The 13921-nt window shown below is 49.9% G+C and carries 12 protein-coding genes and 1 riboswitch; of the genes, 9 read left to right on the plus strand and 3 right to left on the minus strand.

Features of this window, described 5'->3' with window-relative positions:
- Nucleotides 1-35 precede the first annotated feature (35 nt).
- From pstB to phoB, 3 genes are read left to right on the plus strand one after another with little or no spacing between them, the layout of a single operon-like run.
- The gene (pstB, locus tag SU32_RS13175) at nt 36-821 is read left to right on the plus strand and encodes a phosphate ABC transporter ATP-binding protein PstB (RefSeq protein WP_053999857.1); all 786 of its coding nucleotides are present in this window, start codon (nt 36-38) and stop codon (nt 819-821) included.
- Nucleotides 822-851: 30 nt separating this feature from the next.
- Entirely contained in the window at nt 852-1559 is a 708-nt protein-coding gene (phoU, locus tag SU32_RS13180) for a phosphate signaling complex protein PhoU (RefSeq protein ID WP_053999839.1), read from the plus strand.
- Between the two features lie 22 nt (nt 1560-1581).
- Nucleotides 1582-2277: a phosphate regulon transcriptional regulator PhoB gene (gene phoB, locus SU32_RS13185; protein ID WP_053999840.1), complete on the plus strand. Its 696-nt coding sequence runs from the start codon at nt 1582-1584 to the stop codon at nt 2275-2277.
- A 60-nt stretch (nt 2278-2337) separates the two neighbouring features.
- Here the strand turns inward: phoB and SU32_RS13190 are convergent, their stop codons facing one another.
- Nucleotides 2338-2916: a GcrA family cell cycle regulator gene (locus SU32_RS13190; protein ID WP_053999858.1), complete on the minus strand. Its 579-nt coding sequence runs from the start codon at nt 2914-2916 to the stop codon at nt 2338-2340.
- Nucleotides 2917-3272: 356 nt separating this feature from the next.
- Here SU32_RS13190 and SU32_RS13195 point away from each other — a divergent pair, with 356 nt between their 5' ends.
- From SU32_RS13195 to SU32_RS13215, 5 genes are all read left to right on the plus strand, one after another.
- Nucleotides 3273-4460, plus strand: a complete 1188-nt coding sequence (locus tag SU32_RS13195) for an aspartate aminotransferase family protein (protein ID WP_053999841.1) — start codon at nt 3273-3275, stop codon at nt 4458-4460.
- A gap of 37 nt (nt 4461-4497) precedes the next feature.
- Nucleotides 4498-5418, plus strand: a complete 921-nt coding sequence (gene argF, locus SU32_RS13200; RefSeq protein WP_053999842.1) for an ornithine carbamoyltransferase — start codon at nt 4498-4500, stop codon at nt 5416-5418.
- Nucleotides 5419-5474: 56 nt separating this feature from the next.
- Complete coding sequence (locus SU32_RS13205) at nt 5475-6470, plus strand: Hsp33 family molecular chaperone (RefSeq protein ID WP_053999843.1); 996 nt, start codon at nt 5475-5477, stop codon at nt 6468-6470.
- An 83-nt stretch (nt 6471-6553) separates the two neighbouring features.
- On the plus strand, nt 6554-8074 hold the full coding sequence (locus tag SU32_RS13210) for an efflux RND transporter periplasmic adaptor subunit (protein ID WP_053999844.1): 1521 nt from the start codon (nt 6554-6556) through the stop codon (nt 8072-8074).
- On the plus strand, nt 8075-11476 hold the full coding sequence (locus tag SU32_RS13215) for an efflux RND transporter permease subunit (RefSeq protein ID WP_053999845.1): 3402 nt from the start codon (nt 8075-8077) through the stop codon (nt 11474-11476).
- Between the two features lie 13 nt (nt 11477-11489).
- Here SU32_RS13215 and apaG read toward each other — a convergent pair whose 3' ends face one another.
- Complete coding sequence (gene apaG, locus SU32_RS13220) at nt 11490-11882, minus strand: Co2+/Mg2+ efflux protein ApaG (protein ID WP_053999846.1); 393 nt, start codon at nt 11880-11882, stop codon at nt 11490-11492.
- 131 nt (nt 11883-12013) lie between these two features.
- On the opposite strand from apaG, the gene SU32_RS13225 reads away from it, so the two are divergent.
- Nucleotides 12014-12619, plus strand: coding sequence for a CDP-alcohol phosphatidyltransferase family protein (locus tag SU32_RS13225; protein WP_053999847.1), 606 nt, complete (start codon nt 12014-12016; stop codon nt 12617-12619).
- On the opposite strand, the gene SU32_RS13230 is transcribed toward SU32_RS13225, so the two are convergent.
- Nucleotides 12616-13806, minus strand: a complete 1191-nt coding sequence (locus SU32_RS13230) for an O-succinylhomoserine sulfhydrylase (RefSeq protein ID WP_053999848.1) — start codon at nt 13804-13806, stop codon at nt 12616-12618. The two genes, SU32_RS13225 and SU32_RS13230, sit on opposite strands and share 4 nt — an antisense overlap.
- A 56-nt stretch (nt 13807-13862) precedes the next feature.
- Nucleotides 13863-13921, minus strand: a riboswitch (SAM riboswitch). This riboswitch is flagged as partial in the annotation.

Consider the following 13921-nt stretch of genomic DNA (forward strand, 5'->3'; position numbering starts at 1 on the left):
CAATGAAACACGATGTAATAAAAGAGTCGGAGATCATGAGCATGGATGGCGAAACCGAAACGCCCAAGGTGAAAATGGCAGGTAAGGGCGTGGAAGTTTTCTACGGCTCAAAACAAGCCATTAACGGCATTGATCTAGAAGTCTATGAACGGCAGGTAACGGCGCTGATCGGGCCTTCTGGCTGCGGTAAATCGACTTATTTACGCTGCCTTAACCGTATGAATGACACCATTGATATTTGTAAGGTCAAAGGTCTTTTAACGCTGGATGGCGAAGACATTTATGACCCGAATATTGATGTTGTCGAGCTTCGTGCCCGCGTCGGCATGGTTTTTCAGAAACCTAATCCGTTTCCGAAATCCATTCACGAGAACATCACCTATGGCCCCCGTATTCACGGTTTAGCAAAATCCAAAGCTGATCTGGACGTTATTGTTGAAAAAAGCTTGCGTGGCGCAGGTCTGTGGGAAGAGGTCAAGGACCGCTTGCACGAGCCAGGTACTGGACTTTCAGGCGGCCAGCAACAACGTCTTTGTATTGCAAGAGCGATTGCAGTTCAGCCGGAAGTTATTTTGATGGACGAGCCGTGTTCAGCGCTGGACCCGATCGCAACGGCGATTGTTGAAGAGCTGATCGGCGAACTGCGTGAGCAGTACACAATTGTGATCGTGACTCACTCCATGCAACAGGCCGCGCGTGTTTCGCAGCGTACAGCAATGTTCCATTTGGGCGACTTGGTAGAGGTTGACGATACTGAAACCATTTTCACCAACCCTTCAGAAAAGCGCACACAGGACTACATCACCGGCCGCTTTGGTTGATGTGTAGTTAGGTCTGGTTAGGAAATTGAAATGATAAAACAGCATACGGTTTCAGCGTTCGAAGATGAGATGCAGTTTCTCACGCATAAGATTGCGGAGATGGGCGGACATGCCGAGAAAATGATCGGACAGTCTGTAAAAGCGCTTACGACCGGGGATGTCGAGCTTGCGCGTGCGGTCATCAAAGATGATATGCGCCTTGATGAAGGTCAGCGGGAAATTGATGATAAAGCAGTGCTTTTGATTGCCCAGCGTCAGCCAATGGCGAGCGATTTGCGGGAAGTTTTTGCGAATATTCGTATTTCATCTGATTTGGAGCGGGTAGGCGACATGGCAAAAGGCATTGCCAAGCGCGTAAGCTCAGTTTCTGAATATTCGCACGGTGTTAAGTTTGCCCGTGGCCTTGAACATTTGAGTGAACTGGCTTCCGCCCAGCTGAAAGAAGTTCTCGATTGCTACGGAACCCGGTCTGTTGATGATGTTAACAACATTATTGAGCGTGACGAAGAAATCGACGCCATGTACACGTCCTTGTTCCGCGAATTGCTCACCTACATGATGGAAGATCCGCGTAACATTACCACGTGCACGCATCTTCTTTTCTGCGCGAAAAATATTGAGCGCATCGGCGACCACGCAACGAATATTGCCGAGGCAACATATTATATGGTCAAGGGTCACAAGCTTGATCCTGCACGTCCAAATGAGGACAAAACACATAAGGTTAGCCTCGACTGAGGCGCTGGTTTGAGGTGATGTGATGAGCGCAAAGCCACGTATTATGGTTGTTGAAGATGAAGAAGCGTTGAGCATTCTTCTCAAATACAATCTTGAAGCTGAGGGTTTTGAAGTTGAGACTGTCGATCGCGGCGATGATGCAGAAGACATTTTGCGTGAGAACCAGCCTGATCTCCTTTTGCTTGACTGGATGTTGCCGGGTGTGAGCGGTATCGAGCTTTGTCGCCGGCTACGTGCAAGGCGCGAGACAAAAGACATGCCCATCATCATGTTGACTGCGCGTGGTGAAGAAAGCGAGCGTATTCGCGGCCTTTCAACGGGCGCCGATGATTATGTCGTAAAGCCGTTTTCCACGCCTGAGCTGCTTGCGCGTGTGCGCGCCATGTTGCGCCGTGCCAAGCCGGAAGTGCTTGCAGACCGCTTGACAGCTGGGGATATTCAACTCGATCGTGAAGCGCACCGCGTTTACCGCAATGACCGTGAATTGAAGCTTGGCCCGACAGAATACCGCCTGCTTGAGTTCTTTATGCTTGCACCGGGGCGTGTCTTTTCACGTGTACAGCTTCTCGACGGTGTCTGGGGCGACAACATCTATGTCGATGATCGCACTGTGGATGTGCATATCGGCCGTTTGCGCAAAGCCATCAATATTGGCCGCGTGAAGGATCCTATCCGTACTGTGCGCGGTGCAGGCTATGCTCTGGAAGCTGTGAAGTAATTTCACTAAAGTTTATATGAAACAAGAAAGGCGGCCTCTGGCCGCCTTTCTTTTATTGCTCTAGCGTGAACGCCGCCGGTCTTGCGGCTGCTGGAAGGCAAGCTTGCTGTGATATTTGCAGTAAGGAGAGCCTTCTTCATTGCCATGTCCGCAAAAATAAAACTCACCTTGCAGCGGGTCGCCAAACGGCCATTTGCAAGTGTGCTCGTTAATATCAACAAGCTTGAGTTTAAGCGGCATAGGCGCAACAACATCATCAGTGTCACGCTGGGGCGCTTTGTAGGCAACGACTTCATGATCTTGCTTGAGCGCCGTTGCACCGATTGTATGCGTTACAGATGGCGGTGTGCGCTGCGGCATCGAGTATGAGCCAACGCTTGAACCGCTGCTGGAAGAAGCGCTGCTGCTGCCTGATGATGAAGATGCCGGGCGTGAGCTGCCGCCGCTATTAGGTGTACGGCGTACGCGCGGCGCAGCCGGTTTTGTAGATTTTGCCCGTCCGGAAAGCTTTAATCGGTGGACTTTACCGATAACAGCATTTCGGCTCACACCGCCGAGTTTTGCAGCGATCTGGCTTGCGCTCAGGCCTTCCGCCCATAGTTTTTTCAGCATTTCTACGCGTTCGTCGGTCCAACTCACGGTCGTCTCCATCCTGTTTATAGATAGAATCCCTCTCCGTTGCTCGGTCATGGAATTAAGACCTGCGACGCACTCTATACATGAGGAACAGTTTACTATCTGGCTTTCTTGCCGTTTTTTATAAGCTACAATAGTGCTGGACTCGCGATCAAGAGTCCCAACGCACGAACGAATCCGAAATCTCGGTTTTCCCCAACTTGAATGAAAAGTGAGTCAAAAATGCATCACTTTCTGGGATTTCTGGAGATTTAACCACAGGCGGAAACAATTGACATATGCGTTTGGCTCGCATTATCTGTCATTGCCGCTCGAAAGGGCGGCATTTTTCATTTAATGTGTACCTTTAGGCCAGAAACATGAACGCGCCGTCTCCACTCTTTAATACTTATAACAGAGCACCTATCGCAGTTGATCGCGGTGAGGGCGTTTGGCTGTATGATACGGCAGGCCGAAAATATTTGGATTTCGGCGGTGGAATTGCTGTAAACGCACTTGGCCATGCTCACCCGCATTTGGTGGAGGCAGTAAAATCTCAAGCTGAAAAACTATGGCATACATCCAACCTTTATGAAGTGCCGGGCCAAAAACGCGCTGCCGAGCGACTGTGCAATGCCAGTTTTGCCGATCGCGTTTTCTTTACGAACTCCGGTGCAGAGGCATTGGAGTGCGCTATTAAGACGGCGCGGCGCTACCATTATTCAAAAGGAAATCCTGAACGTATTCGGATATTGACATTTGAAGGCGCTTTTCATGGCAGAACACTGGCAACGATTGCTGCTGGCGGGCAGGAAAAATATCTTGAAGGCTTTGGGCCTAAGGTCGAAGGCTTTGACCAGCTCCCCTTTGGAGATCTTGAAGCGTTGAAGTCGGCTATGGCGCACGATGTTGCTGCTATTTTGATCGAGCCTATTCAGGGTGAAGGCGGTGTCCGCTCGGTACCTGTTCAGCATCTGAAAGACATTCGTGCATTATGCGATGAAAATGATGTTTTGCTGATTTTGGATGAGGTACAGACCGGCATCGGCCGTACAGGCCATCTTTTTGCGCATGAGTTGGCGGGTATCGAACCCGACATCTTGGCATCGGCCAAAGCGCTCGGCGGCGGTTTTCCGGTTGGTGCATGCCTTGCAACCGAAGAAGCGGCGAGCGGCATGGTGCCCGGTGTGCATGGAACGACATATGGCGGCAATCCGCTTGCGATGGCTGCGTGCAATGCCGTTCTGGATGTCGTGCTTGAAGATGGGTTCCTTGATGCGGTTAAACAAAAGTCTTTGCGGTTCAAGCAGGGCCTTGCTTCATTGACAGACCGTTTTCCGGATATCATTGAAGAAGTGCGCGGTGAAGGTTTGCTTTTGGGTCTAAAATGCAAGGTCAACAATCTTGAGTTTGTCAAAGCTCTGATTGATCAAGATATGTTGACTGTTCCGGCTGGTTCAAATGTTGTCCGTATTCTGCCGCCGCTCAATATAACAGATGAAGAAATTTCAGATGGATTGGCACGCTTGGAAAGAGCCGCCCAAAGTCTATCGCCGAAAGCGCCTTAAAGCGCATCAGCTAAAACTCACATAAGTTTGGAACATAATCATGGCTCCTCGTCATTTCTTAGATATTGCTGCTGTTGATGGAGGCGAACTTCGTCGGATCATGGATGCGGCCGGTACCCGCAAAAAAGCTCAAAAAGCAGGAACGGCCAGCAAGCCATTGGAAGGTTTGGCACTTGCGATGATCTTTGAGAAACCGTCAACCCGTACGCGTGTGTCATTTGATGTGGGTATGCGTCAGCTTGGCGGCGAAACAATCATGCTCACAGGCAATGAGATGCAACTGGGGCGGGATGAAACAATTGCGGATACAGCAAAGGTTCTGTCGCGCTTTGTTGATATTATTATGATCCGCACGAAAGAACATGATCGCTTGCTTGAGCTTGCGGATGCGGCCACAGTGCCGGTCATTAACGGCCTGACTGATGACACGCACCCTTGCCAGATTATGGCTGATCTGATGACTTTCGAAGAGCATCGCGGTCCTGTTGCGGGTAAAAAGATTGCCTGGACCGGTGACGGTAACAACGTCCTTCATTCTCTTATCGAAGCATCGGCACGGTTTAATTTTGATATGTCGATCGCTGTGCCAGAGGGCAGCGAACCTGATCAGAAATATATCGACTGGGCGGTGAAAAATGGAGCAAGCGTTGCGCTTACGCATGACGCCGCCGCTGCTGTATCCGGAGCACATGCTGTTGTAACCGACACTTGGGTTTCAATGGGGTTTGAAGATCAGGCCAAGGGCCACAATGTTTTCCAGCCCTATCAGGTTAATCAGGAACTGATGAATAAGGCAGATAAAGAGGCCTTATTCTTGCACTGTTTACCGGCACATCGGGGGGAAGAGGTCACTGATGAAGTGATCGACGGTCCCCAGTCTGTGGTATTTGATGAAGCCGAAAATCGCCTTCATATGCAGAAGGCGATCATTGAATGGTGTGTGACAGGTCTTAAATAAGGCCATAATGTCAATATGTGCCGCACTGTCTTCGGTGCGCCAGAAATGGAAATACCATGACCGAACTAAATGTAGCTGAAGGCGAGCTAACGCCTGTGCAGCTGGACGAAGTTGTGCCTTTTAACATAGATGCGTTGGACGCCCGTGGACGCGCTGTGCTTCTGGGGCCGTCTTTGACGACTATTCTCGGGCGGCACGACTATCCGGAACCTGTAGCGCGCTTGCTTGGTGAGATGACTGTATTGACGGTTTTGCTGGGCACATCGCTTAAGTTTTCCGGCAAGTTGATCGTGCAAACGCAAACAGATGGCCCTGTTTCGCTTCTTGTTGTTGATTTTGTATCGCCCGATGCAATTCGCGCTTACGCACGTTTTGATGCCGAGCGCGTTGACGCTGCGATTGAGGCCGGTAACACCCTTCCCACTGAAATGCTTGGGAAGGGCATGCTTGCGCTTACCATTGACCAAGGCAAATATATGAGCCGTTATCAGGGTATGGTACAGCTCGACGGTTCTTCACTTGAGGAAATCGCCCGCAATTATTTCAAGCAATCCGAACAGATACCTACCGAAGTACGCCTTGCGGTTGGCAAGCTTATTACGCGTGATGACGAAGGTAATCAGCAGTTAACATGGCGTGCCGGTGGCTTGCTGGCGCAGTTTTTGCCAGAGTCGGAAGACCGTGTCCGGCAACGTGATTTACATCCGGGCGATGCTCCTGAAGGTGCTGATTTATCTGACCAGGAGATAAATGACGACGATGCTTGGGCAGAAGTTAAAGCGCTTGTCGGAACGATTGATGACAGCGAATTGATTGATGATAATCTAGGTGTTCATAAGCTGCTTTTCAGGCTGTTCCATGAGCGCGGCGTTCGTGTTTTTGATGGGCATCCAGTTGTTGATAAATGTTCTTGTTCGCGCGAAAAAGTGGAAGGCCTGTTGCGGTCCTTTACAACTGAACAACGTGAAGAGGCAGTTGAAGACGGTAAAATTTCAATCAATTGCGAGTTTTGTTCCACGCATTATGAGTTCGATCCGTCCGAAATAAAGTGACCAATCGCAGTTATATGAACGATATTTAACTTGTCTCAACCCTGAAGCATCTTAATGATAGCTGTACAGGAGTTTTTTTGACAATGTTGCAGTCGATCGCAAAGACAAAACAGTCGGAGGAAGGTACCGATGATGATGGCGCGCCTCAAAAGAAGCGCGGCATCTTTTTGACGTCTGTTCGCGCTATTATTCAATTTTCCTTGATGACTGCAATTATTGTTGCCGCTTATGTCGTCATGGACCGCTTGGTTGCTTCAAAACCGGAACGCACAGCAAGACCAAAAGTTGACGTTCAAATACCAATACAGGCAACAACGGTAAGTTTGGGTGATCAACGCCCGACAGTAAGCCTGTTCGGCGAGGTTGTTGCCGCGCGCTCACTTGAGATACGCCCTTCAGTCTCCGGCGAAGTTGTTTCTGTCAATCCGGATCTTGGTGCAGGGCAGCGTATCGAGCAGGGCGATGAGTTGTTTTCTGTTGACCGTATTGACTTTGAAACTGCGGTAGCGGAAGCCAAGGCCAATCTGGCACAGACAGATGCAACGATTATCGAAAACCGTGCGAATCTGAGTGCCGAACAGGGGCAACTTGAGTTTGCTGAAAGTCAGTTGCTGCTGGCAAGAGCGGATTTAGAACGCGCCGAGCGATTGCGCAGCAATGGCACATTGACACAAAAAGAAATCGACGATCGCTCGCTCACTGTAAGCCAGCGTGAACAGGCCGTGAGCCAGCGGCAGAACAACATTGCCATTGCTCAAGCGCGCCTTTCACAGCAACAGGCGGTGCGTGAGCGTTTGGAGCTCGGTGTCGAACGGGCAAACCGTGATTTAAACAATACAGTCGTGCGCGCACCGTTCTCAGGTGTGGTGCGTTCCTCCAGCGTGGAAATTGGACGCATTGTCTCGGCAAGTGATGTCGCCGTGTCTATTTATGATGATGTGGCCTTGGATGTTCGCTTTACATTGACCGATGCACAATATGGCCGGATCGCCGCAGACGGTGACCCGCTCATTGGAAGAAACGTGGCTTTGAAGTGGGCCGTCGGCGGCACTGAATATTCCTATACCGGAAAAGTGACCCGCATTGGCGCTGATATTGCTTCAGAACGCGGCGGTGTGGATGTATTTGCCCGTATTGATGAAAATGAAGATGTGCCGGTGCAATTGCGTCCTGGCGCTTTTGTGTCGATTGATGTTCCCGACCGGCTTTATGAAAATGCTGCGCGGGTACCTGAAACAGCAATTTTTGATTCCAATACAGCCTATTTGATTGTTGATGGAAAGCTGCAAGCGCGTGAATTGCAAGTCGCAGCTTACGATAGTTCCGATGCGATTGTGATAAGCGGCCTTAATGAAGGCGATCGTATTTTATCGACGCGCATTTCAGAAATTGAAGAAGGTCTGGACGTCCGAATTGTTAATGCCAATGGAGTTGCCGAGGAAGGGCAGGAAACCGCTTCTGCGCCACCAAACAACCGGCCATCACCAGAAATTCTGGCTTCTGCAAAGAAACTCAGCGGACTTTCTGATGCTGAGTGGGAAGCTTTGCCAAGGGCAGAGCGCAGAACGTTCATACAAAAAGCTAGTGAGACGGCGGACAACTAGATGAATATGCCCCTCACAAACCCGCGCTCCTTGGTTTCAACATTCATTCGCCATCCCAACGCGGCGAATTTGTTGATGGTGTTGATGATCCTTTTTGGCTTGTTTGCGCTGGCGCGCATCAATACGCAGTTTTTCCCAACGATCGAGACTAACAATATCAGTGTTTCTGTATCGTGGTCTGGCGCGAGTGCGGAGGACGTGGAACGAAATATTCTGGCCGTTGCCGAACCTGCCGTGCGCTATATCGAAGGCGTAAAGGAGATGACCTCTTATGCAAATGAGGGCTCCGCATCCATCAGGTTGGAATTTCAAGACGGCTATAACATGCAGACAGCACTGCGCGAGGTTGAGACCGCGGTCAAAGCGATCTCGACGCTGCCGGAGGATGCCGATGATCCCAAAGTGAGCACTTCGGCATGGTTTGACAGGGTAGCCTCCATATCAATTTCAGGTGCCATACCTGAGGCCGAATTGCGGAAATGGGCAAAGCGGATACGCGATGATCTGATCGAAAGAGGTATTGAAAAAATTACTTTTACAGGTCTGCGCGATCCCGAATTGCAGGTGATCTTGCCGGAAAGCGAGCTCCGCCGCAGAAATCTTTCGATCAGCGATGTTTCACAGGCGATCACTGCCAATAGCCGTGATCTTCCATCCGGAAATCTGGATGGCGGTATTGAGAGGCAATTACGAACAGTTTCCAGTGTTGATACCGCCCGCGAACTTGCCGATATCGAGGTTAAAGCCTTTTCGTCTGGCGAGAAAATACGCATCGGCGATATTGCCGACGTAAAAGATGGATTTGAAGAAGGCGGTGTGCGCGGTTTTTCCAATCAAAATTTGGCGATTGAGCTTGATATTCAGAGCGGTGCTACGGCCGATACTCTGCAAACCAATCAGATTTTGACGGATTACTTAAGCGAAATAAAAGATGAAATACCCGATACGATTGAGCTGCAAACCTATGAGGTACGTGCAGATGCAGTATCAGATCGTATTTGGTTGCTCGTAACGAACGGACTGTCCGGCCTTGTACTGGTCGTCATCATTCTTTTCATTTTTCTTGATGCGCGAATAGCGCTGTGGGTCTCGGCCGGTATTCCGGTAGCATTGTTGGCCACGATCGGTTTGATCTACATGTTCGGTGAGACGATTAACATGTTTTCGCTGTTCGGCTTGATCATGATGCTGGGTGTGATTGTCGATGATGCCATTGTGGTTGGCGAGCATACAGACACGATGCTCGGATTGGGTGATGATCCCGTCACAGCCGCAGAAAACGGCGTTGGGCAAATGCTGTCGCCGGTGACGGCGGCAATTATCACCACGATTGCGGCTTTTGCACCTATCCTGCTTATTACAGGTGGTATCGGTCAGATTATGGGTGTTTTGCCCGTTGTTGTGATCGCCGTGGCCTTGTCGAGCATGGTGGAATGTTTCTTCATTTTGCCGGGACATTTATCCCACGCATTGCGCGCGCCGAAGGCACCGCGCTTTTCCTATTGGCGCATGTTTATCATTGCGCTCATTCTGGCATTGTTCGTTGGTGCATTTTTATCGCGTGATGCGGGAACCGGTATTGCTGTGGAAGGCTCTGCAGTGATGCAACAAATCGAAGCTTGGCAAGAAACGATCAATCCCGGACTATTTGCAACGGCGGTTACACTGGCAGCATTACTTTTTGCTGGCTTGATTGAGTTAATCGTTCTGTTTATGCGCAACGGTTTCGGTTTGCGTTCCAAGTCACGGCGCGATGGACCGAACTGGTTCCGTCGTAATTTTGACCAAGGATTTGAATGGTTCAAGATGAACCCGTTCAACTGGTTTGTAACACTGTCTTTTAATTGGCGATATGTGACAGTCGCTGTTGCCATTGCCATGATATTGATTTTTGCCCGTGGCCTCACCGCTGGCGGACATGTGGGATTTGTGTTTTTCCCGTCACCTGAATCAGAGAATATTTCTGGCAATATAGCTTTTCATCCGGGGACGCCCGAACAAGAGACAGTGCGCGCCCTTGCCAAATTTGAACAAGCTTTGCGTCAAGCAGAAATAAGCATTGGCGGCGATGAAAAACTGATACGGGCGACATTTGTGACGCTTGGATCTTCTGGGCGCAGCCAAGGCGATAACCTTGCACGCATTAAGGTTCAGCTCACCAGTTCCGAAACGCGTACAATACGCACACCCGATTTTGTCCGCGCATGGCAGGAATTTGCACCGAAGCTTCCCTCTGTGCGGCGGTTCTCTGTCCGTCAGGGGCGCGGCGGGCCTCCGGGTGCCGATATTGATGTGCAGCTTAAAGGCTCATCGATAGGTGTTTTAAAAGAAGCTGCAACGGAAGTGAGCGCAATTATTGCAGCTGTGGCTGGTGTGTCCGGCGTTGAGGACGACCTGCCTTACGGCAAGCCTGAACTCCTCATGACAATGAAGCCACGCGGCACCGCTCTCGGTTTTACACTGGATGATATTGGCCGTCAGGTGCGCAATGCAATCGAAGGATCAATTCCGCGCCGCTTTGCCCGTGGTGACGATGAGGTTACCGTTCGGGTTATGCAGACAATGGGTGCCAACGGTACGGCAGCCTTGCGTTCCATGCAATTGGTAAGCCCTGCAGGCAATCACGTGCCGCTGCTCGAACTGGTTGAACTGAAAGAGCAACACGGTTTCTCGACCATACAGCGCCGCGATGGAAAGACCACTATTTCGGTAAGCGGTGATATCGATCCTGCAGTTAATACGACAGACGGCGTCGTTGAGCGGTTGACTGAATCAGGAGCCTTGGAGGCTGTAGCTCGCAAATACGGTATTACCTATGAATTCGGGGGCCGTTCACGCGAACAACGTGACGCATTCCGCGACTTGCAGCTAGGTACGATTGTCGCGCTTTCGGTCATCTACATCGTATTGGCTTGGGTATTCGGGTCCTATTTCAAACCATTTGCTGTCATGCTTATTATTCCATTCGGAATCGTGGGTGCGGTTATTGGGCACTATCTGCTGGGCTTCCAACTCACCATTTTGTCAATGATCGGATTGCTCGGCCTGTCAGGGATTTTGGTCAATGACAGTATTATCCTGGTTTCAAGGCTGGATGAACGTCAAAAAATGGGCGACAGCATAGCCGAGGCGGCAATTGGTGCGAGCCGCGATCGCCTGCGTGCTGTCCTGTTGACCTCTCTGACAACCATTGGCGGTTTGGTGCCCTTATTGTTTGAGAAAAGCATTCAAGCGCAGTTTCTAATGCCTATGGCAATAACGATGGTCTTTGGCTTAGCGACCGCAACGCTGCTGGTCTTGTTCTTGGTGCCTGCGATTGTCGGTATTGGATATGATTTTACCAATGCACTGGTCGCAATTTATGGTTCTGACAAAAAACGGCAGCAAACCAGCAAAGCATAACGGGCAGGCGTAGCTAGTTCAGGGTGCGCTTCTTGCTTGGCAAATCGAGCGAGAAGGGCGGTATTTTGACAACAAGGCTATTACCATCCGCTAGACGCATAATGTAATGGCCAAACATTGTGCCGGATTCCGTATCTAGCGGGCAGCCTGATGTATATTGAAAGCTGTCGCCCGGCGTTAAAATAGGCTGTTCTCCAATAACACCGGGGCCGGAAATTTCTTCAACTTTTCCTGCGGCGTTGGTAATGCGCCAAAAACGGGATTCAAGCTGGACCGTCCGTTCTGAATGATTGGCAATGATAATTGTATAGGCCCAAAACCAGCGCGATTTTTCAGGCGCAGATTCATCTTCAAGAAATTCCGGGCGTGCGGTTACTTCAATACCGTGCGTTGTTTGTCTGTACATAAGTCAAAAATAAAGAAAGATTGAGACATTCGAAAGACGCATAAAGACAGATAACAATATTGTCAGTAGGGCATTTCGTAAGTGACACTGCGTCAACATTAGCCTAAGCGCAAGGGTAATGGGAGACGAAAATGCTTGACGGAACATTACGTCCGAAAATTGATCCAGTGCTCAACGCGATAGCGCGCAGGCTTGCCGCAGTTGGCATCACAGCAAATACGGTCACTGTACTGGGCCTTTTTATCGGCGCGCTTGCAGGTCTGGCAATTTTATTTGAGTACTATTTGCTGGGCTTGGTGTTGTTGCTGGTCAGCCGTTTGTGCGATGGGTTGGATGGAGCCGTCGCGCAAATAACCGGCTCGACTGATTTTGGCGGCTACATCGATATCGTTTTTGATTTTGCGTTTTATGGCTTGATACCGCTGGCATTTATTCTGGCCAACCCGTCAGCCAATGCCGTTGCAGGCGGTGTTTTGCTTTTTTCATTCTATGTAAATGGCGCAAGCTTCTTAGCTTTTGCTATTATGGCTGAGAAGAGGCAATTGAAGACCGATAAACGCGGTAAAAAATCATTCTTCTTCACCACAGGTTTGGCCGAAGCCACAGAAACATTTGCCGTCTTTTCTGCCTTTTGTTTGTTTCCCGCATATTTCTCGCCAATAGCATATGTGTTCGCAGCCGTGGTATTTTACACGGCTGCGGTACGCATTTGGCAGTCTAAGGCTTTGCTGAATTAAACAGCCTTCGATAGCGCTTGCTCAAGGTCGCCGATCAGATCCTTTGTGTCCTCAAGGCCAACCGAAAAACGCACGGTACCTTCATTGATGCCAAGTTCTGCGCGATCTTCTTCTGAAAGGTTTTTATGAGTGGTCGTTGCGGGATGGGTAATCAAGCTTTTTGAGTCGCCTAAATTGTTCGATAGTTTGATGATTTCCAATGCATTTTCCATCGCAAATGCAGCCTGCTTGCCGCCTTTCATCTCAAAACAAATCAATGTTGAGCCACCGGACATTTGTTTCGGAATGATATTGGCTTGCGGGTGGTCGGCACGGCCCGGGTAGACGACTTTTTTAATGCCTTTATGTTCTGCAAGGAAGTCTGCAATCGCAGCGGCATTGCGTGTTTGCTCGCGAACCCGCAGTGGCAAAGTCTCTAGGCCTTTCAGCATAACCCATGCGTTAAATGGGCTCATGGACGGGCCGGTATGGCGATAAAAATCATATAGTTTTTCATCGACCCATTCTTGATCGGCCAGAATAACGCCGCCTAAACAGCGCCCCTGACCATCGATATGTTTGGTTGTTGAGTAAACAACAATATCAACGCCAAGCTCCATAGGTTTTTGAAAAATAGGAGTGGCGAAAACATTATCCAGTACAACTTTTGCGCCGCACGAGCGGGCAACTGAAACCACATGGGCAATATCGATCACTTCCAATGTGGGGTTGGTCGGGCTTTCAAAGAAAAAGACTTTCGTATTGGGCCGACTGGCTTTTTCCCAGGCGTTCGGATCCGTACCATCAATGAGTGTGGTTTCAATGCCATATGTAGGCAGTAGCTTTTCTACAATCCACCGACATGAACCAAATAGTGCGCGTGCGGCAACAACATGGTCACCTGCTTGTAACTGGCAAAGCAACGCCGCAGAAACAGCGGCCATGCCGGAAGCTGTTGCTTTTGCAGCTTCAGCGCCTTCAAGGGCACACATGCGCTCTTCAAACATGGCAACGGTCGGGTTGGCATAACGGGAGTAAACGTAACCATCATCTTCGCCCTTAAAGCGGGCTTCTGCCGCTTCCGCACTGTCATAGACAAAACCTTGTGTTAGAAACATCGCTTCCGATGTTTCACCATATTGAGAGCGCAGGCTCCCGCTATGAACCATCTGAGTGGCAGGGCCCCAGTGAGTTTTATTTTTTGTCATCACGTACTCCAAACTCTCCGGCACAAAAAAACCGGACCATGTCGCCATGAACCGGTTGCTTAAACAGCGCGGCCCTTTAGCAAGTTATTTTACGTGGCTGCAAGCCGACCGGCCA

The sequence above is a fragment of the Ahrensia marina genome (genome assembly GCF_001293565.1).
GTDB lineage: Bacteria > Pseudomonadota > Alphaproteobacteria > Rhizobiales > Rhizobiaceae > Ahrensia > Ahrensia marina.

Excerpts from the sequence above, each read along its gene's own strand:
- pstB (WP_053999857.1), top strand. The coding sequence starts at position 36 with ATGAGCATGGATGGCGAAACCGAAACGCCCAAGGTGAAAATGGCAGGT.
- phoU (WP_053999839.1), top strand. The coding sequence starts at position 852 with ATGATAAAACAGCATACGGTTTCAGCGTTCGAAGATGAGATGCAGTTT.
- phoB (WP_053999840.1), top strand. The coding sequence starts at position 1,582 with ATGAGCGCAAAGCCACGTATTATGGTTGTTGAAGATGAAGAAGCGTTG.
- SU32_RS13195 (WP_053999841.1), top strand. The coding sequence starts at position 3,273 with ATGAACGCGCCGTCTCCACTCTTTAATACTTATAACAGAGCACCTATC.
- SU32_RS13205 (WP_053999843.1), top strand. The coding sequence starts at position 5,475 with ATGACCGAACTAAATGTAGCTGAAGGCGAGCTAACGCCTGTGCAGCTG.
- SU32_RS13210 (WP_053999844.1), top strand. The coding sequence starts at position 6,554 with ATGTTGCAGTCGATCGCAAAGACAAAACAGTCGGAGGAAGGTACCGAT.
- SU32_RS13215 (WP_053999845.1), top strand. The coding sequence starts at position 8,075 with ATGAATATGCCCCTCACAAACCCGCGCTCCTTGGTTTCAACATTCATT.
- apaG (WP_053999846.1), bottom strand. The coding sequence starts at position 11,882 with ATGTACAGACAAACAACGCACGGTATTGAAGTAACCGCACGCCCGGAA.
- SU32_RS13225 (WP_053999847.1), top strand. The coding sequence starts at position 12,014 with ATGCTTGACGGAACATTACGTCCGAAAATTGATCCAGTGCTCAACGCG.
- SU32_RS13230 (WP_053999848.1), bottom strand. The coding sequence starts at position 13,806 with ATGACAAAAAATAAAACTCACTGGGGCCCTGCCACTCAGATGGTTCAT.